The organism is Brevundimonas sp. SS2672, from assembly GCF_059579685.1.
Map to the genome: position 1 here is coordinate 1,434,767 of NZ_CM184201.1, position 17,983 is coordinate 1,452,749.

The window sequence follows — 17,983 nt, forward strand, 5'->3', positions numbered from 1 at the left end:
GGGATGGGCCGTGTCGGCGCGGATTGAAGATTACGCGCTGATCGGAGACTGCGAGACCGGAGCCTTGGTCTCAAGAACCGGCTCTGTGGATTGGCTGTGCTGGCCGCGCTTCGATTCTGGGGCCTGTTTCGCCGCGCTGTTGGGCGAGCCTCGCCACGGTCGATGGAAGATCGCGCCGACCGACCCGACGGCGCGGGTCACGCGCCGCTACGAGCCCGACACCCTGATCCTGGAAACGACGTTCGAGACCGAGACGGGAACGATCGCTCTCGTCGACTTCATGTCGTTACGCGGACGAGATTCGAACCTGATCCGCAGCGTCGTCGGCAAGACCGGGTTCGTCGAGATGGACATGGAGTTGATCCTTCGCTTCGGATACGGCGCGACGCTGCCCTGGGTGACCCGAGGCGATGACGGAGCCCTGAAGGCGGTCGCCGGTCCGGACATGGTCATCCTGCGCACGCCGGCGCCGATCCGCGGCGAAGGCCTGTCGACAGTGGCGCGCTTCACCATCAGCGCGGGCGAAACCATGCCTTTCGTCCTGACCTACGGCCCGTCTCATCGGCCGGTCCCCAGGGCCGTTGATCCCGAGGTCGCCCTGCAGGCCACGCGAAGCTTCTGGTCGCGCTGGGCGGCGCGCGGCAAGGTCAAAGGCCCCTATGCACAGCCTATCCAACGCTCGCTGCTGACGCTCAAGGCCCTGACCTATGCTCCGACCGGCGGATTGGTCGCGGCCCCGACGACCTCCCTGCCGGAGGCCTTGGGCGGGACGAGAAACTGGGACTATCGCTATTGCTGGATCCGTGACGCCACCCTGACCTTGCTGGCGCTGATGAACGCCGAGCATTTCACGGAAGCCCGAGCCTGGGTCCGATGGCTTCAGCGCGCTGTGGCCGGCGCACCCGACGAGATGCAGATCATGTACGGCCTCGCCGGAGAGCGGCGGCTGATGGAATGGGGCGCCGACTGGCTGCCGGGATATGAGGCCGCCGCGCCGGTTCGGATCGGCAATGCGGCGCACCAGCAGTTCCAGCTCGACGTCTACGGCGAGTTGATGGACGCCTTTCATCAAGCGCGACGCTGGGGCTTGGTCGAGGACAGCAGTTGGGCGTTGGAGCGCGCAGTGGTCGCTCACGTCGCCAAGGTCTGGGATCAGCCGGACGAAGGCATATGGGAGGTGCGCTCCGGGCCTCATGACTTCACCTTTTCCAAGATCATGGCCTGGGTCGTGATGGATCGGGCCGTCAGGGCGGTAGAGGATCATGGGCTCGACGGGCCGGTCGACGAATGGCGCGCTCTGCGCCAGACCATCAAGACGTCGGTGCTTCAGAATGGCTTAGACGCCGCGACCGGGGCGTTCAAACGCGCCTATGACGATCCCAGCCCTGACGCCAGCCTGTTGCTGATCGGCGATCTGGGCTTCGTAGCCCATGATGATCCGTGCTTCGCCGCTACGGTCGCCGCCGTCGAGCGAGAATTGCTGACGCCCGAGGGTTTCGTCAGGCGCTATGACAGCTTCCGCGTGCACGACGGCCTGCCGCCTGGCGAAGGGGCCTTTCTCCCTTGCAGTTTCTGGCTGGCCGACGCCTACGTCATGCTCGGCCGGATCGAGGACGCGAGGCGTCTGTTCGAGCGCCTGCTCGGGCTGTGCAACGATGTCGGCCTGTTGTCCGAGGAGTATGATACGGGGGCCGGGCGGCTGGTCGGCAATTTCCCGCAGGCCTTCTCACACGTCGGCCTGTTGAATACAGCTCAGAACCTGACGCGAAGCGCCAAGCCCAGTCTTCAGCGTGCGGGGCGGCGCACGGCGTCATGATCGTGGGGGCGTAGAGCCGGCGGGCAGGACGAACCGCCTGACCGCATGGGCGAACCCGTCGTTCTCATTGCTGTCGGTCACCACGTCGGCCTTTGCCTTGACCGCCTCGCTGGCGTTGCCCATGGCGATGGACAGGCCGCTCTTGCTGAACATCATCACATCCGTAGGCATGTCGCCGATGGCCGCGACCTGCTCGGGCGCGATGTTCAGTCGCCGGGCCAGGGCGAGCACGACGGCGCCCTTGTTGGCCTGAGGATGAGTCACGTCGAGGAAGTGCGGTTCCGAACGGGCCGCGCTGACTCGATCGCCAAGCCTATGGCGAACCGCCGTCTCGCAGCGGGCGACCAGAGGCAGGTCATCGGAGACGCCGACGATCTTCAGCGTCTGGCTCAGATCATCGTCGCTGAAGTCCCTCACGACCTTGGCGTCAAACTGCAGGATCCAGGCCTCGCGCGCCACATGCGGTCCATGAGGGTTGCGGACCAGCCAGTCTTTTTCCGTGTAGAGCCAGACGTCCAGCCCCTGATCGCGCAGCAGGTGTACGGTCGCCCTGGCCGTCTCGGCATCGATCGCATGACGCCGGATCACGGACAGATCAGGCCGCACGTAAAGCCCGCCATTGAAGCCGACCAGAACGCCCTGCAAGGCCAAGGGCCGGATCAGCATCCGCATGCCGCGCGGCGGCCGGGCGCTGGTCAACGCCAGGGCGATCCCGGCAGCGGCCAAGTCTCGCGACGCCTGCATCGCAGCCTCGGTCAGAACCTTTTCGCGTGTGACCAGGGTGCCGTCCACATCCGCCAGCAACAGGCGTATGTCCGGGCAGTCCTTCATGGTCGAGGCGACGGCGGCATGGGGTCGATCGCCTCGGCGCCTTCGATGTGGCCTCCAAAGCCGAAGCGCATGGCGGACAGCATGCGCTCGGCAAAGGTATGATCCTTGCGTGAACGGAAGCGCGCATAGAGGGCGGTGGACAGCACGTCCACCGGGACGGCTTCCTCGATGGCCGCCTCCACGGTCCAGCGACCCTCGCCGGAATCCTGGACGTATCCCGAATAGTCGCTGAGCTGGCCGTCCTTGACCAGGGCCGCTGCCCCCAGGTCGAGCAACCAGGAGGCGATGACGCTGCCCCGCCGCCACACCTCGGCGATCTCCGCCAGGTTCAAGGTGTAGCGCTCGTCTTCGGGAAGGTCTTCGGAGTTCTTGTTGCGCAGAATGTTGAAGCCTTCGGCATAGGCCTGCATCAGGCCGTACTCGATGCCGTTGTGCACCATCTTGACGAAGTGCCCGGCGCCCGTCGGGCCCGCATGGATATAGCCGCGCTCGGCCGTCGAGGGCTGGCCGTCGCGCCCTGGCGTGCGGGGGATGTGGCCGAAACCGGGGGCCAGGGCGGCGAAGATCGGATCGAGACGGGCGACGGTTTCCGGCGGGCCGCCGATCATCATGCTGTAGCCGCGATCCAGGCCCCAGATCCCGCCCGAAGTGCCGCAATCGACATAGGCCACGCCCTTGTCGGCCAGTGCCTTGGCCCGGCGAATGTCGTCCTTGTAGAAGCTGTTGCCGCCGTCGATGATGGCGTCGCCGGGCGCGAGCAGGTCGCGCAATTGCTGAACGGTGTCCTCAGTGGCCTGACCGGCGGGCAGCATCAGCCAGACCGCGCGGGGCTTCTGCAGCTTCTCGACCAGATTCGTTAGAGAGACGGCGGCCGTGGCGCCCTCGCTCGCCAGGATGTCGCGCGCCTTGGCGTCCAGGGCGTAGACGACGCAATCGTGACCTGCGGCCATCAGGCGACGGGTCATGGCGCCGCCCATGCGGCCCAGTCCGACCATGGCGATCTGCATGACGGCCTTCCTTCTCTACGAGCGGCGCGGATTTGCGAGATGGACGTCGCGCTGGCGGGCGAGGGCGGCGAACAGCTTGTCAAAGGCGTCGGTGAACTGGCGAACGCCGTCGACCACCAGTGCGTCGGTGACGGCCTGCATCGACACGCCGTGCTGCTCCAGGGTGATGAGCAGGGCGCGGGCCTCGTCCACGCCGCGCTCGATGGCGTCGGGAACGACGACCCCGTGATCGCGGAAGGCGTCCAGGGTCGCCGGCGGCAGGGTGTCGACGGTGTCGCGACCGATCACCGCCTCGGCATAAAGGGTGTCCTTGTAGGCCGGGTTCTTGGTGCTGGTGGACGCCCATAGCAGGCGCTGGGTCCGCGCGCCGGTGGCGGCCAGAGTCTGCCAGCGAGGACTGGAGAACAGGGCCTGGTAGCGATTGTAGGCTAGGGTGGCGCTGGCGATGGCCGCTTGGCCGCGCAGCCCGTCCGCCAGAGCCTTGTCCTCCAGCGCGTCCAGTCGCTTGTCGACTTCGGTGTCGATCCGGCTGAGGAAGAAGCTGGCCACGCTGGCGACGCGCGACAGGTCGCCGCCGGACTGTCGCCACTGTTCGAGGCCGGACACGTAGGTTTCGACCACCTGCTCATAGACCGCCAGGGAGAACAGCAGGGTGATGTTGATGTTCAAACCGCGCCCGGTCAGTTCGCGGATCGCCGGGATGCCCGCCGGGGTCGCCGGCACCTTGATCATGACATTGGGTCGGTCGATCGCCTGATGCAGACGCATGGCTTCGACGATGGTGGCCTGGGTGTCATCCGCCAGATAGGGCGAGCATTCCAGGCTGATGTAGCCGTCTCGCCCCTGCGTCCTGTCGAAGACCGGACGCAGGACCGCCGCCGCCGCCTGAATGTCGGCGATGGCCAGGTGTTCGTAGATCTCCGAAACGCTGTGGTCGCCCTTGGCCAGGAAGGCGCTGATCGCCTCGGCGTACTCGTCGGTTCCGGCGATGGCTTTCTCGAAAATCGAGGGGTTGGAGGTGACGCCCTTCAGGCCGTCGTCGTCGATCAGGGCCTTCAAGCCGCCGTCCTGGATCAGACTGCGCTTCAGATAGTCGAGCCAGATCGCCTGACCGCAGGCTTCGAGCTGTCGGAGCGGTGTCATAGGCCCTGTCCCTTTACTGTGATCAACTGAGCCTTGGCGGCTTCAAACACGGCGTCCGCCGTAAAGCCGAACCGGGCCATCAGATCGTCGGCCGGCGCCGAGGCGCCGAAACTTCTCATGCCGATCCGGGCGCCGGCGGACCCGACATAGCGGCCCCAACCGATCACCGCGCCGGCCTCGACCGAAACGCGCGCCATGACGCCGGGCGGCAGGACGCTGTCGCGATAGGCCAGGTCCTGTTGCTCGAACAGTTCCCAGGACGGCATGCTGACGACCCGAGCGGCGACGCCCTGTTGCGTCAGCCTCTTGAACGCCGCCACGCAGACGGCGACCTCGCTGCCGGCGCCGATCAGAATCACTTCCGGATCGTCGGCCCGAGCGTCCGCCATGACATAGGCGCCGCGCGCCAGCCCCTGGGCGGAGGCGTAGAGGGTGCGATCGAACGTCGGCAGGGCCTGGCGGCTGAGCACCAGACAGACGGGCTGATCCTTGAGGTTCCCGATGACGCGCCAGGCCTCCACGACTTCATTGGCGTCGGCGGGACGAAGCACGATCAGGTTCGGGATGGCGCGCAGGCCGACCAGTTGCTCAATGGACTGGTGGGTCGGCCCGTCTTCGCCCAGGCCGATGGAGTCGTGGGTATAGATGTAGATCACCGGCAGCCGCATCAGGGCGGCCAGGCGGATCGACGGCTTCATGTAGTCGGAGAAGATCAGGAAGCTGGAGCCGTAGGCGCGAAGTCCGGACAGGGCCATGCCGCTGAGCACGGCTCCCATGGCGTGCTCGCGAATCCCGAAATGCAGGTTGCGGCCAGCATAGGCGCCGACCTCGAAGTCGCCCGCCGCCTCGAATGTCAGATTGGTCTTGGTCGAGGGCGACAGGTCCGCCGAGCCGCCTACGAGCCAGGGATAGCGCGCGGCGACAGCGTTGAGCGCCTTGGCCGACGACGCTCGACTGGCCAGGCCCTTGGCGTCGGCGGGGAAGACGGGGAGGTCGGCGTCCCAGCCTCTCGGCGCCTCGCCCCTGGCCATCTGGTCCAACTGCGCCGCCAGATCGGGATGCTGGACGCGATAGGCGTCATAATTTTCCCGCCATGCCGTTCGCGCCGCTCGTCCGCGCCGGCCGACGCCTGCGTCGAAATGGGCGCGCACGCCGTCGGGAATCAGGAAATGCGCGTCTTCGGGCCAGCCGTAGCGACGCTTGGCCAGACGGACTTCTTCCTCGCCCAGGGGTTCGCCGTGCGCCGCGCGGGTGTCCTGCCTATGCGGCGCGCCATAGCCGATATGACTGTTGACGATGATCAGGGTCGGCGTGCTGTCGTGCTCGCGAAAGGCTTGCAAGGCCTCGGCCATGCGCTCGACGTCATTGGCGTCGCCGACGTGGAGCACGTTCCAGCCATAGGCCAGGAAGCGCGCCGCCACGTCCTCCGTGAACGTCAGGTCCGTGTGACCCTCGATGGTGATGGTGTTGCAGTCATAGATCCAGCAGAGGTTGCCCAGCATCAGATGACCGGCGATCGAGGCCGCCTCGCTGCTGACGCCCTCCATCAGGTCGCCGTCGCTGCACAGCACATAGACGTCATGGTCGAAGATGGTGAAGCCGGGCCGGTTGAAATGCGTGGACAGCCAGCGTTCGGCGATGGCCATGCCCACGCTGGTTCCGCAGCCCTGACCCAGCGGTCCAGTGGTCGTCTCCACTCCAGTCGTATGGCCGTATTCGGGATGGCCGGGACATCGGCTGTCCAGTTGCCGAAAGGCCTTGATGTCGTCGAGCGAGACGGACGGGGTGTCGAGGTGTTCGTGATCCGGGCCGCACTGTCGGACTCCGGTCAGATTCAGGATCGAATAGAGAAGCATCGAGGCGTGACCGTTGGACAGCACGAAGCGGTCGCGGTTCAGCCAGAGCGGGTCCGTGGGATCGTAACGCAGGACGCGCTGCCACAAGGTGTAGATGACCGGCGCCAGGGCCATCGGCGTGCCGGGATGTCCGGATTCCGCCTTCTGCACGGCGTCCATCGACAAGGTGCGTATGGTGTCGATGCAGAGCTGATCGATTGAAGCCGTGTTCGGCTTCAGCATCTCTTCGGCGGCGGTCATGACATCCTGTCTCGCTTGATTGCGATGCGGACGCCCCCGATCGAAACTCGCGAGGGAAGGCGAGGTTGCACCGTTCCCGGCCGATCGGATGAGAGCCGTGGGAACCTTTGGATGCGGCCTGCCGTTGGCCGACAGGCCGAGGGGATCGCCATGAGGCAAGGGCAGGAGACCGAGGATGGGCGATAGGGGAGCCGAACAATTCCGGGTCGGGGACCGAGTGAGCTGGAACTCGGAAGCCGGTCGCGTCAGCGGCACGATAATTCGGGTCCACACTCAGGACGTCGACTACAAGGGCCACATCCACCACGCCCGTCCGTCCGAACCTCAGTATGAGATCAAGAGCAGCAAGACAGATCACATCGCCCTTCATCGCGGCGCGGTCCTGACGCGCCTGAACGACTGACGCTGGGGATGGCCGAAGATTTCCGGCGGCCCTTTTTCACGATCGGCCATTCCACGCATTCCATCGAGGAAATGGCGGAGCTGCTTCGCGACGCCGGAGCTGAAATCGTCGTCGATGTCCGCAAGATGCCGCGCTCGCGCGCCAATCCGCAGTTCAATATCGACGTCCTGCCGCAGGCGTTGGAACCGTGGGGGATCGGCTATCGTCACCTCGCGGCGCTGGGCGGCCTGCGCGGGCGTGAACGTCAATGGTCTGCGTCGCCGAACACCCTGTGGCGCAACCGGAGTTTTCGGAACTACGCCGACTACGCCTTGACGGCTGCGTTCCGGCTCGGCCTGGCCGAACTGCTCGAGCTGGGTCGACGACGAACCTGCGCCGTCATGTGTTCGGAAGCGCTCTGGTGGCGATGTCACCGTCGGATCATCGCTGACTATCTGCTCGCCGACGGGGCCGAGGTCTTCCACATCATGGGGCCCGGCCAGACGACTGCCGCCAGGCCGACGCCCGGCGTCAGGCGGGTCGCCGACGGGTTGATCTATCAAGAGCCCGGCGACGATCATCAAGGAATGACCGAGGAGATCCTGACCTAATCCAGCGTTGTGCGCGAGCGCCACAGCGCCAGAGTCGAGACGATCAGGACAAACAGCCCCAGCGCCAACAGGTTCGGTCCCATGTCCGACAGGGTCTGCTGCTTGAGGAGGGCGCCGCGCACGATCCTCAGGAAATGCGTGATCGGCAGGACATTGCCGATGTACTGGGCCCAGACAGGCAGGCCGTAGAAGGGGAAGGCGAAACCCGACAGGAAGATCGACGGCATCATGTAGAAAAAGGACATCTGCATGGCCTGCAGCTGGCTCTTGGCCAGGGTCGAGATCAGATAGCCGAGCGCAAGATTGCCTAGGATGAACAGGCTGACCCCGAAGGTCAGGGCGATCCAGCCCGCCGCAGTCTGCGCCATGGGCACGCTGAACAGAACGCGAGCGACGACCAGGATGACGGCGGTCTGGACGATGCCGACCAGGACATAGGGCGTCAGCTTGCCGACCATGATCTCTATCGGCGTGGCTGGGGTGGAAAGCAGCGCCTCCATGGTGCCGCGCTCGCGTTCTCGGGTCACGGCCATGGCGGTCATCATCACCAGCGTCATGGACAGGATGACGCCCAGCAGGCCAGGCACGATGTTGTAGGCGGTGATGTTCTCAGGATTATAGAGACGGTGCGTCACCACCTCGAACGGCGGAGAGGTCGAGGGTCTGGCCGCAGCGCCGACCAACTGCCGATCAAGCGCATTGTCGGGCAGGGCGGCGACGGCGCCCAATGCGCCGGCGGCCGACACAGGATCGGAGGCGTCCACTTCGACCAGGACCTGGGCCTGGTCGCCTTTCAGCACCCGTTCGGTGAAGTCGGGGGGAATGGTCAGGCCCAGCATGACCTGGCCGCGTCGCAGCAGGGCGTCCATCTCATCGGTCGAGCGGGGCAGGTAGCGCACATCGACGTAGCTGGTGCGCTCCATCGCCGAGACCACGGCGTTGGCGGTCGCGCTGTGGTCGCTGGAGAAGACAGCCGCCGGCAGATGCCGAGGGTCCATGTTGATGGCGTAGCCGAACAGCAGCAACTGCACGAGCGGCATCAGCAGGATCATGGCGTAGGTGATCCGGTCCCGGCTGAGCTGGGTGAATTCCTTGGTCAGGACCGCATAGATCTCGCAGCAAGGCGCCGGTCATGCGTCATGTCCTTCCTGGACGCTTTCCGTCTCGCGGCTCATCAGCTGGATGAAGACGTCCTCCAGGGACGGCTTGACCTCGCTCCAGCGATAAGGGGCCTGACGATAGGGAGACAGGGCCTGCTCCAGCGCGGCGCGGTCTACGCCGCTGACGTGAACCGTCGCGCCGAAGGCCGAGGCGCTGACCACGCCGGCCTGGGTCGCCAGAAGGTGGGCCAGGTGGTCGATATCGGGACCTTCGCCGTTGAAGGTGACCAGGTTCGAGCGGTCTATGATCTCTTCGCCCGTTCCGCGCGCGATCAGTTCGCCATGCAGGATGTAGCCGATGTCATGGCAGCGCTCGGCCTCATCCATGTAGTGGGTCGACACGAGGACGGTCAGACCCTCTGCGGCGAGGGCGTGAATCTCATCCCAGAATTCACGCCTGGCCTTGGGATCGACGCCGGCCGTCGGCTCGTCCAGCAACAGGAGCTTCGGCTCGTGCAGGGTCGCGGCGGCGAGAGCCAGCCGCTGTTTCCAGCCGCCGGACAGGGCGCCCGCCAACTGGTCGCGGCGCTCGGCCAGGCCCAGTCGCTTCAGCGCCCGATCCACGCGGTCGGCGCGATCGTCAAGACCATAGACGCGTGCGACGAAGACCAGATTCTCGCTGATGGTCATGTCATCGTACAGTGAGAACCGCTGGGTCATGTAGCCGGTCTGACGCTTGATCCGGCTGCTCTCGGTTCGAAAGTTGAGCCCCAGGACCTCGCCTTCGCCGCTGTCAGGGGTCAGCAGGCCGCACAGCAGGCGCAGCGTGGTCGTCTTGCCTGAGCCGTTCGGGCCGAGAAAGCCCGTGATCCGCCCTTCGTCCACGGCGATGGAGACGTCGCGCACCACATGTTTGTCGCCGAACGACTTGTTCAGACCTCTGACGTCGATGACCCGGCTCATCGGCGAGCGGGGGCAGTTGTCAGAGGCGTGACGTCGATCGGCTGGCCTGGCGTCAGCGCGCGCGGGGCTGAGGGCGCAGCTTCCACCAGGAAGACCAGCTTGTCGCGCGCAGTCAGGCTGTAGATGATCGGGGGCGTGTATTCCGGGCGGCTGGCGACGTAGTTGACGCGCGCCGTCATGCCCGAAGCGCAGCCGTCGCAGGCGATGGCGACCGTTGCGCCCGGCGGATAGGCGCTCACCATGGCCTGGGGCACATAGAAGCGCACCTTGACCTGATCGTCTGGGACCAGGCTGATGATCGGCGCATTGGCGGCGGCCCATTCGCCGGCTTGATACATGACATCCTCGACCCGCGCGGCGATCGGGGCGACGGGCGAGAGCTGGCTGAGCTGGCGGCGGGCGTCGACCACCCCCGCCTGGCTGCCCTGAATGGCGGCGCGGCTGGCGGCGATGCGGGCGGCGGCGGCATCCACGTCGGTTCGGGCGGCGTCTCTGCGCCGCTGGGCGCCGGCGGCAGCGGTTCGAGCCTGGTCGAGTTGCTGGCCCGCGACCGATCCCGTCTTTTCTTGCTCCGCTGCGAGATAGCGGGCCAGGTCGGAGCCCGTACGGTCCACGTCCACGGCAGCCGCAGCCAGATCGGCGCGAGCCTTGTTCAGAGCGGCGACGTCGGCCTCCAGTTGCGCCTGCTCTTGATCGACCTGGGCGATCGCCTGATCGGCGCGCGCGCCCAGGGATGTAGGGTCGATGCGGAAAAGGGGGCGCCGGCCTCGACACGCTGACCGCGCACGACGTTCAGGGTGTCCACCACGCCCGCCACGGGGGCGGACATGTAGAGGTTCTGGCTCACGACATAGCCGGTAAACATCGGGGTGTCTGACGGCCGCCGATCGGACAGGCTCCAGACCAGCAGGGTGCAGGCTGCGCCTCCGACAACCAGGCCGATGACAAGCGGGCGGCGCGCGATACGTCGACGGCGTTGTGCAGTGTCGGCCATCTAGAGCTCTCCCGCATCGGCGATGCGACGGTCGTCCCAACCGCCGCCGAGCGCCTTGAAAAGCGCCACCACGTCCAGATCGACCGCCCCCTGCGCCTGGATGCGTGCGTCGGAGGCGTCCAGGAAGGAGGCGCGCGCCGCCAGCAGGTCCAGCGCGGTCGCCAGTCCGGCGTTCTGTTGAGCCTGAAGGGTCGTCCATTGGTCGCGAGCGGCGGATTCGGCGGCTCTGATTTGCTCCTCTCGGACGCGGTCGGCCTCCAGCCGGCTCAAGGCGTCCTCGACGTCCTTCAGCGCGATCAGCACCGCGCCCTGATAGGTGAGAAGAGCTTCCTGCGCCTGGGTCTGACGCAGGTCCACCGTCGCGCGGCGCCGTCCGCCGTCGAGCAGCGGGAGCATGAGAGCGGCGCCCGCCCTGGGTTGCAGGCTGTCGGACGAGATCAGCGTGCTGAGAGAGCCAGAGACCAAATGGATCGCGCCGGTCAGGCTGATCGAAGGATACAGGTCGGCGACAGCCACGCCGATCTCGGCGGTGGCGGCCGCGAGGTTTCGTTCGGCCGCCCGGACATCCGGCCGTCGCCGCAACAGATCCGACGGCAGGCCGACCGGAATGACGGCGGGCGCGGTCGGCGCGGCCTGGGTCTCGGCCAGATCGTTGATCAGCGCCGTAGGCGGCCGGGCCAGAAGGACCGCCAGGGCGTGGGCCTGCGCGGTGCGCTGGGCGACGAGATCCTCACGCGCGGCGGCGATGGACGCTCTGTCGCGTTCGGCGGTGTGTTCATCCAGAGTCGACGTCAGGCCATGGCGTCGGCGGATTTGATGGAAAAGCAGGGCGTCGTCTCGCACTTCTTGAAGCGCGTCGGCCACGGCGATGCGCTGATCCAGGGCGCGATAGTCCAGATAGGCCCGCGCGACTTCAGCCGTCAGGATGATTTCGGCGTCACGCCGGGTCCAGACCGCCGATGCCGTGCGAGCATCAGCCGCCTCCAGCGCCCGTCGACCGGCCCCGAACAGGTCCAGCTCCCACGAGGCGTCGAAACCGGTCTGGTAGGTCTCGAACGCCGTCCCCGGCGCGCCGATCGGTTCGGAACCCGGAGTCCCTGACTCGCCCAGAAGCGCGGCGATGGAGGTGGTCTTGCTAAGCCGGGTGTAGCCGCCCTGTGCGTCGGCCGAGATGGTGGGCGCGGTGGCGGCTCCGACGATGCGCGCCTGGTGTCGGGCTTCCTCGACCCGCAGCGTCGCCTGACGCAAATCCAGGTTGGCGGCCCGCGCCTCGTCGACCAGGCGATCCAGCATGGGATCACGGAATGTTCGCCACCAGGCAGGGGCGGGCTGGCCGGTAGGCTCGCCGTGCGAGAAGGCCGCAGGCGTCGCCAGGGTGGTGGGGGTGCGGTAGTTCGGACCAGCCATGCAGGCTGCCAACAACACGGGAAGCATGACCGGCGCAGCGAGACGAGCGGCGAGGGTCTCCGAACCCATGCGCAGCGCTGTCTTCGTCATCCTCGGCCCCTCAGCATCATGCCGACGCCTGATCCAAGCTGTACGGCTACGGAGCCATAACGTCCCTTCCGGCGCAATGGTCGCATCGCGCCCGCGAAGAGGCCGTGTTTTTGCGCGGCCTATCTGGCGGCCTCGCAGAAAGCGAGCCGGAGATTCTGGATACGGGGATGTGGCGGACAGGGTGGGATTCGAACCCACGGTAGGCTTCCACCTACGGCGGTTTTCAAGACCGCTGCCTTAAACCACTCGGCCACCTGTCCCACGCGACTCGGCTCGCGCTCGCCCGTGCATAGCGGCAAGCCGAGCGCGACCCAAGCGGAAAGCGTCAGGCGATCTTGCCGTTCGGCGGTGCATTCGGGCGGGTGACGAGCCAGATGCCGGCGCAGACCAGAATGAGGGCGATCAGGTAGCTCCAGCGCAGCATGGATTCTCCCAGAAAAACCGCCGACAGCGAGACGCCGAAGACCGGGATCAGGAAGTTGAAGGCGGCGATCATCCCCACCGGGTTGTGCTTCAGGAGCAGGCTCCACACCGCGAAGGCCACCGATGAGAGCAGTGCCAGATACAGGAGCAAAGTCCCCGACGTCAGGTCCAGTCCTTGAATTCGCCCGCCCATCGCCATGCCTGCAGCCGTCAGAATCAAGCCGCCGATGGCCAGTTGCCAGCCGGTCATGACCATGGGGTCCAGATTGCGCGACAGTCGCTTGCCATAGATGGAGGCGGCGGCCAGGACAAAGGCCGCGATCACGATGAAACCTTCGCCCAACAGGGTGAAGTCGAAGCCGAATTCACCCCCGCCGCCGAGGTTGACCACGACGACGCCCAGGAATCCGATCAGGCAGCCCAGCGCCTTGCGGCCGCTCAGCCGATCATCCGCATAGATGAAGTGGGCCAGAACGACGCTGAAGAAGACGCTGGTCGCGTTCATGATGGAGGACTTCACGCCCGTGGCGTGCGCCAGGCCGATGTAGAAGAAAACGTATTGAATGGCCGTCTGGGTCAGCCCGAGCAGGGCGACTTGCCCGGCCTGACGGCCGCTCATGGCCAGAACCGGCTTCTTCATGCCCACGGCCACGATCAGCAGGATCACGCCGGCCAGGGCGAAACGCCAGCCCGCGAACAACAGTTGGCTCGCGATGTCGGTCGGCGCGACCTGCAACAGGGCGTAGCCGCTCTTGATGGCGGGAAATGCGCTGCCCCACAGGGCGCAACACAGGATCGCAAGAAGGAAGACCCCGGTTCGGGTCTTGTAGAGGGAAGTGTTCAAGGCGCTCAGTTCTGACGTCCAGCCGGGGAGGGGCTTTGACGCAAGGCCATACGCGCAAACTGAGCGTTAACCAAACTGGAAACCTCTGCCTCTAGTCTCGCTCCGATTTCCTGTCGGCTGGAGTGCAGAGCGTTATGTGGGCGAGATTGTTGAAAGGGGCGATTATTCTCGCCGCCTTCTCAACCCTGGCGGCCTGCGCCAGCCTGGGCGGCAAGGGCGATGCGCCCATCAGTGCGCCCGTGGTGACCGACCCCGCTCCGTTCGTCTCGGGCACCATGCGTCCGTATCAGGTTCGCGGCCGCTGGTATCACCCCAAGGAACAGCCGAACTACGACGAGGTGGGCCAGGCGTCCTGGTACGGCAGCTATCATCACGGACGGTCCACCTCCACCGGCGAGCGGTTCGACATGAACGCCCTGACCGCCGCTCACAAGACCCTGCCGTTGCCCAGCCTGGTCGAGGTGACCAACCGCGCCAACGGCCGTCGGGTCATCCTTCGCGTCAATGATCGCGGCCCATTTGTCGACGGCCGCATCATCGACCTGTCGCGCGGGGCGGCAGAAGAACTGGGTCTCCTGCAGCAAGGCGTCGGGGACGTGCGGGTCCGCTATGTCGGGCGGGCGCCGCGTCAGGGCGGAGGAACGTCTCTTCGCCGAGCCGAGGTCGATAACGCGCCTCAGCCTCGAGCCCAGGTTCAGGCGCAAGCGACGACTCAGTCGTCGGGACCGCGCCCCTATTATGAAACCGTGACGGCCTCGAGCCCGCCCGCGCCGACGTATGCGACGGCGCAGCCAGCGGCCTTGAACGCCTATTGGGTGCAGGCGGGGGCCTATTCGGATCGTCGCGGGGCCGATCGCGTGGCGCGACGTCTCGGCGACAAGGCTGTGGTCCAGAACATCGACCGGGACGGCCGCGCGCTGTTCCGCGTCGTGGTCGGTCCCTGGCCCGATGCGGGGGCCGCTGAGCGGGCGCGTCAGGCTGTCGTCGCACGCGGGTTTGGCGACGCCCTGTTGATAGGCGGCTGAACGGGCTTGCTTCCCGCGCCTCGCTCGCCATTGTGCGCAGGTGCAGCGAGGCAGATTCATCACTTTCGAAGGCGGCGAGGGCGCCGGCAAGACGACCCAGGCGCGCCTGTTGGTCGAACGCTTGCGTGCGCGCGGGCTCGACGTGCTTCAGACGCGCGAGCCTGGCGGGTCGCCGGGCGCCGAGGAAATCCGTGGTATCGCCGTTTCGGGCGAGGCGGATCGATGGTCCGCGCGGACAGAGACCCTGCTGATGTACGCGGCGCGCTCGGACCATCTGGAACGGACCATTCTCCCCGCCCTGGCGGCCGGACGCTGGGTGGTCTGCGACCGCTTCGCCGATTCCAGCCGCGTCTATCAGGGCGCCGGCGGGGGAACGCCCGAAAGCCTGATCGAGGCCTTGGACGACGCCGTGGTCAATGGCGATCAGCCGGACCTGACGCTGGTGTTCGACCTTCCGGTTGAAGTCGGACTGGATCGAGCCTTCGGGCGCGGCCTGTTCGAGACCCGTTTCGAATCCAAGGGATTGGCCTTCCACCAGAAACTGCGTGACGGCTTCCTCCAGGTGGCTGAACGTCACCCCGAACGGTGCGTCGTCCTCGATGCGACCGGAGAGGTGGAAGCGGTCTCTGCCCGCCTCTGGGCCGTGGTGGAGGAGCGGCTACTTTGAGCGAGCATCCGCGCGACCGTTTCGATCTGATCGCCGATACCCAGGCTGAGGAAGCCTTTCTGGACGCCCTGAACCGCGGCCGGTTGCACCACGCCTGGCTGCTGTGCGGGGTCGAGGGATCGGGCAAGGCCAGCTTCGCCTATCGCGCCGCGCGCCGCCTGCTGGGGGCCGCGCCGGACCCGTCGCGCGGGCCGCTGGGCGCCGCGCCGCATGACCCCGTCAGCCGCCTGGTGTCCGCCCAGGCCCATCCGGATCTTCTGGTGCTGGAACGCGCGGTGGAGGGCGGCAAGCTGAAGCGCGCCATTTCGGTCGATCAGGCCCGCGACCTGCCCGAATTCTTCGCCAAGAGCCCCTCGCAAGCCCGAAGCCGCGTCGCCATCATCGACGCGGCGGACGACCTGAACGTCAATGCCGCCAACGCCTTGCTCAAGATTCTTGAGGAACCGCCTGAAAACGGCGTGCTCTTCCTGGTCACCCATGCGCCGGGTCGGTTGCTGGCCACCATCCGATCGCGCTGTCGGCGGCTGACCTTTCCCATCTGGCCGGAAGCGCGCCTGGCGGAACTGGTCGAGCGACGCACCGGCGTATCCCGCGATGAAGCGGTCGCGGCGGCGAGCATGGCGGGCGGTTCGCCCGGCGCAGCCCTGGATCTGGCCTCCGGAGCCATGACCGAAGTCGACCGTCTGGCTCGCGCCTGGGTCGAGGGGCCGGACGTGGACCGCGCAGAGCAATTGGCGATCGCCGACGGTTTCCGGGGCGCCGAAGGACAGGCGCGTTTCGAAGCCCTGATGGACCGCGTAATCGCCGCTGTGAAGCGTCGGGCCGTCGAATCCGAGGGACGAGAAGGCGCGCGCTGGGCCGAGCTGTGGGGACGTCTGTCCGAGCTGCCCGATCGCGCCGCCGGGTTGAATCTTGATAAGGGAGACGTCCTGGCCGGAGCCCTGGCCGATATCGCCCGCACGAAAGCCGCCGCCTGATATGCTCATCGACAGTCACGTCAACCTTCACGCGCCTCAGTTCGATGAGGATCGCGAGGCGGTGATCGACCGTGCGCGCCAGGCGGGCGTGCGGCTGATGGTCGAGATTTCGGACAAGCTGTCGACCTTTGAGGCGACCCACGCCCTGGCGATGAACAACGCCGACATCTGGTGCACGGTCGGCGTCCATCCGCACGAGGCCAAGGACTATGCCGATCTGACCGCCGATCGCCTGATCGAACTGGCGGATCGCCCGCGCGTCATCGGCATCGGCGAATGCGGCTTGGACTTCCACTATGATCTCAGCCCGCGCGATGTTCAGGCCAAGGTCTTCCGCCAGCATATCGAAGCGGCGCGGCGCACCGAGCTTCCGTTGGTCATCCACACGCGCGAGGCCGATGAAGTCATGGCTGATATCCTGCGCGAGGAACACGCCCGCGCCCCCTTCAAGATCTTGATGCATTGCTACACAAGCGGCCTGGAACTGGCTGAAACAGCGATGGAACTCGGCGCCTGGTTCTCCGTTTCCGGCATCGCCACCTTCAAGGCGGCCGAAGAGGTGAGGGAGGTCATCCGCCGGATGCCTGAGGATCGCATCATCGTCGAAACCGACTGTCCCTATCTGGCGCCGATCCCACATCGCGGCCGCCGAAACGAGCCGGCCTACGTCGGCCTGGTGCTCGAAAAATTGGCTGAGGTCCGCGGCTGGACGCTCGAGCAGGCGGATCAACGAACAACCGACGCCTTCTTCAACCTGTTCGACCGCATTCCGAGGCCTGCGGAATGAGTGGGCGGGACGAGCTGGAGGTCGTCATTCTCGGCTGCGGCTCGTCCGGCGGCGTGCCGCGCGGCGATGGCGACTGGGGCGACTGCGATCCTGCCGAGCCGCGCAACCGGCGCACCCGCTGCTCCATGCTGGCGCGACGCCATGGCCCGGACGGCGTGACCAGCGTGGTGATCGACACGTCGCCGGATTTTCGTCAGCAGATGCTGGCCGCCGGGACACGCCACATCGATGCGGTTCTCTACACCCACGATCACGCGGACCAGACCCACGGCATCGACGATCTGCGCGTCTTCGCCGTTCATGCCCGGCGACGAATTCCCGCCTGGATGGATGCGGCCACCCATCAAGCCCTGACACGGCGTTTCGACTACATCTTCGAAAGCCATCACGGCTATCCGGCCATTGTCGAAGCCCAGCGAATCCCGCCGCACGGGCAACACTGGCGGATCGAGGGGCCTGGCGGCCCGATCCCCGTCAGGACCTTTGACCAAGCCCACGGACCGATCCGCTCGGTGGGTTATCGTCTTGGGCCGATTGCTTATTCAAGCGATGTTTCCGGCCTGGACGACGCCGCGCTCGAGGCCGTTCGCGGCGCTGAACTCTGGATCATCGACGCGCTACGCTACACGCCGCATCCTACCCACGCCCACGTTGATCAGGCGCTGGAATGGATCGCGCGCGCAGAGGTGTCGAAAGCCGTGCTGACCAACCTGCATATCGATCTGGACTACAACGTCCTGTCGCGGTCTGTGCCTGCGAACGTCGAAGTTGCGTTCGACGGCTGGCGGGGAAGCTTTGGCGTCTGACGGCACGGGTCAGA

The 17,983-nt window shown here is 66.3% G+C and carries 18 protein-coding genes and 1 tRNA gene; 8 read left to right on the forward strand and 11 right to left on the reverse strand.

Annotated elements, in window-relative coordinates; genetic code table 11:
• The first annotated feature begins 10 nt into the window (after positions 1 to 10).
• On the forward strand, positions 11 to 1,816 hold the full coding sequence (locus tag AC52GN_RS07335; RefSeq protein ID WP_496528635.1) for a glycoside hydrolase family 15 protein: 1,806 nt from the start codon (positions 11 to 13) through the stop codon (positions 1,814 to 1,816).
• Here AC52GN_RS07335 and AC52GN_RS07340 read toward each other — a convergent pair.
• The 4 genes from AC52GN_RS07340 to tkt are packed head-to-tail and all read right to left on the reverse strand — an operon-like array spanning position 1,811 to position 6,893.
• Positions 1,811 to 2,647, reverse strand: a complete 837-nt coding sequence (locus AC52GN_RS07340; RefSeq protein WP_496528636.1) for a Cof-type HAD-IIB family hydrolase — start codon at positions 2,645 to 2,647, stop codon at positions 1,811 to 1,813. The two genes, AC52GN_RS07335 and AC52GN_RS07340, sit on opposite strands and share 6 nt — an antisense overlap.
• Complete coding sequence (gene gnd / locus AC52GN_RS07345; protein WP_496528637.1) at positions 2,644 to 3,654, reverse strand: phosphogluconate dehydrogenase (NAD(+)-dependent, decarboxylating); 1,011 nt, start codon at positions 3,652 to 3,654, stop codon at positions 2,644 to 2,646. The genes AC52GN_RS07340 and gnd overlap by 4 nt, the downstream gene beginning before the upstream one ends.
• 15 nt (positions 3,655 to 3,669) lie before the next feature.
• Positions 3,670 to 4,797, reverse strand: a complete 1,128-nt coding sequence (tal, locus tag AC52GN_RS07350) for a transaldolase (protein WP_496528638.1) — start codon at positions 4,795 to 4,797, stop codon at positions 3,670 to 3,672.
• Positions 4,794 to 6,893 (reverse strand): transketolase, encoded by a 2,100-nt coding sequence (gene tkt, locus AC52GN_RS07355; protein ID WP_496528639.1) that lies wholly within the window; start codon positions 6,891 to 6,893, stop codon positions 4,794 to 4,796. Before tkt ends, tal begins: the two co-directional genes overlap by 4 nt.
• A gap of 175 nt (positions 6,894 to 7,068) precedes the next feature.
• On the opposite strand from tkt, the gene AC52GN_RS07360 reads away from it, so the two are divergent.
• Positions 7,069 to 7,296, forward strand: a complete 228-nt coding sequence (locus tag AC52GN_RS07360) for a hypervirulence associated TUDOR domain-containing protein (protein ID WP_338575140.1) — start codon at positions 7,069 to 7,071, stop codon at positions 7,294 to 7,296.
• Between the two features lie 8 nt (positions 7,297 to 7,304).
• A complete protein-coding gene (locus tag AC52GN_RS07365) occupies positions 7,305 to 7,886 on the forward strand; it encodes a DUF488 domain-containing protein (RefSeq protein ID WP_496528640.1) in 582 nt (193 codons plus the stop codon).
• Here AC52GN_RS07365 and AC52GN_RS07370 read toward each other — a convergent pair.
• From AC52GN_RS07370 to AC52GN_RS07400, 7 genes are all read right to left on the reverse strand, one after another.
• Positions 7,883 to 8,938: an ABC transporter permease gene (locus AC52GN_RS07370; RefSeq protein WP_496528641.1), complete on the reverse strand. Its 1,056-nt coding sequence runs from the start codon at positions 8,936 to 8,938 to the stop codon at positions 7,883 to 7,885. The two genes, AC52GN_RS07365 and AC52GN_RS07370, sit on opposite strands and share 4 nt — an antisense overlap.
• A 78-nt stretch (positions 8,939 to 9,016) precedes the next feature.
• Positions 9,017 to 9,949 carry an ABC transporter ATP-binding protein gene (locus tag AC52GN_RS07375; RefSeq protein ID WP_496528642.1) on the reverse strand — a complete coding sequence of 311 codons (933 nt, stop codon included), beginning with the start codon at positions 9,947 to 9,949 and terminating at the stop codon, positions 9,017 to 9,019.
• Positions 9,946 to 10,563, reverse strand: coding sequence for an HlyD family secretion protein (locus tag AC52GN_RS07380; RefSeq protein ID WP_496528643.1), 618 nt, complete (start codon positions 10,561 to 10,563; stop codon positions 9,946 to 9,948). The genes AC52GN_RS07375 and AC52GN_RS07380 overlap by 4 nt, the downstream gene beginning before the upstream one ends.
• 38 nt (positions 10,564 to 10,601) lie before the next feature.
• Positions 10,602 to 10,943: a hypothetical protein gene (locus AC52GN_RS07385; protein WP_496528644.1), complete on the reverse strand. Its 342-nt coding sequence runs from the start codon at positions 10,941 to 10,943 to the stop codon at positions 10,602 to 10,604.
• Complete coding sequence (locus AC52GN_RS07390; RefSeq protein WP_496528645.1) at positions 10,944 to 12,440, reverse strand: efflux transporter outer membrane subunit; 1,497 nt, start codon at positions 12,438 to 12,440, stop codon at positions 10,944 to 10,946. It abuts the gene before it with no gap.
• Between the two features lie 170 nt (positions 12,441 to 12,610).
• Positions 12,611 to 12,700, reverse strand: a tRNA-Ser gene (locus AC52GN_RS07395).
• A gap of 65 nt (positions 12,701 to 12,765) precedes the next feature.
• On the reverse strand, positions 12,766 to 13,707 hold the full coding sequence (locus tag AC52GN_RS07400; RefSeq protein ID WP_452112259.1) for a DMT family transporter: 942 nt from the start codon (positions 13,705 to 13,707) through the stop codon (positions 12,766 to 12,768).
• Positions 13,708 to 13,856: 149 nt separating this feature from the next.
• Between AC52GN_RS07400 and AC52GN_RS07405 the strand changes: the two genes are divergently transcribed.
• Genes AC52GN_RS07405 through AC52GN_RS07425 form a run of 5 tightly spaced genes read left to right on the forward strand, consistent with a single transcriptional unit; the run spans position 13,857 to position 17,969 of the window.
• The gene (locus AC52GN_RS07405; RefSeq protein WP_496528646.1) at positions 13,857 to 14,732 is read left to right on the forward strand and encodes a septal ring lytic transglycosylase RlpA family protein; all 876 of its coding nucleotides are present in this window, start codon (positions 13,857 to 13,859) and stop codon (positions 14,730 to 14,732) included.
• 40 nt (positions 14,733 to 14,772) lie between these two features.
• Entirely contained in the window at positions 14,773 to 15,399 is a 627-nt protein-coding gene (gene tmk / locus AC52GN_RS07410; protein WP_291775255.1) for a dTMP kinase, read from the forward strand.
• The gene (locus AC52GN_RS07415; RefSeq protein WP_291775253.1) at positions 15,396 to 16,376 is read left to right on the forward strand and encodes a DNA polymerase III subunit delta'; all 981 of its coding nucleotides are present in this window, start codon (positions 15,396 to 15,398) and stop codon (positions 16,374 to 16,376) included. The genes tmk and AC52GN_RS07415 overlap by 4 nt, the downstream gene beginning before the upstream one ends.
• 1 nt (position 16,377) lies before the next feature.
• Positions 16,378 to 17,163, forward strand: a complete 786-nt coding sequence (locus AC52GN_RS07420) for a TatD family hydrolase (RefSeq protein WP_343829783.1) — start codon at positions 16,378 to 16,380, stop codon at positions 17,161 to 17,163.
• Entirely contained in the window at positions 17,160 to 17,969 is an 810-nt protein-coding gene (locus AC52GN_RS07425; protein ID WP_346486958.1) for an MBL fold metallo-hydrolase, read from the forward strand. Before AC52GN_RS07420 ends, AC52GN_RS07425 begins: the two co-directional genes overlap by 4 nt.
• Positions 17,970 to 17,983 lie beyond the last annotated feature (14 nt).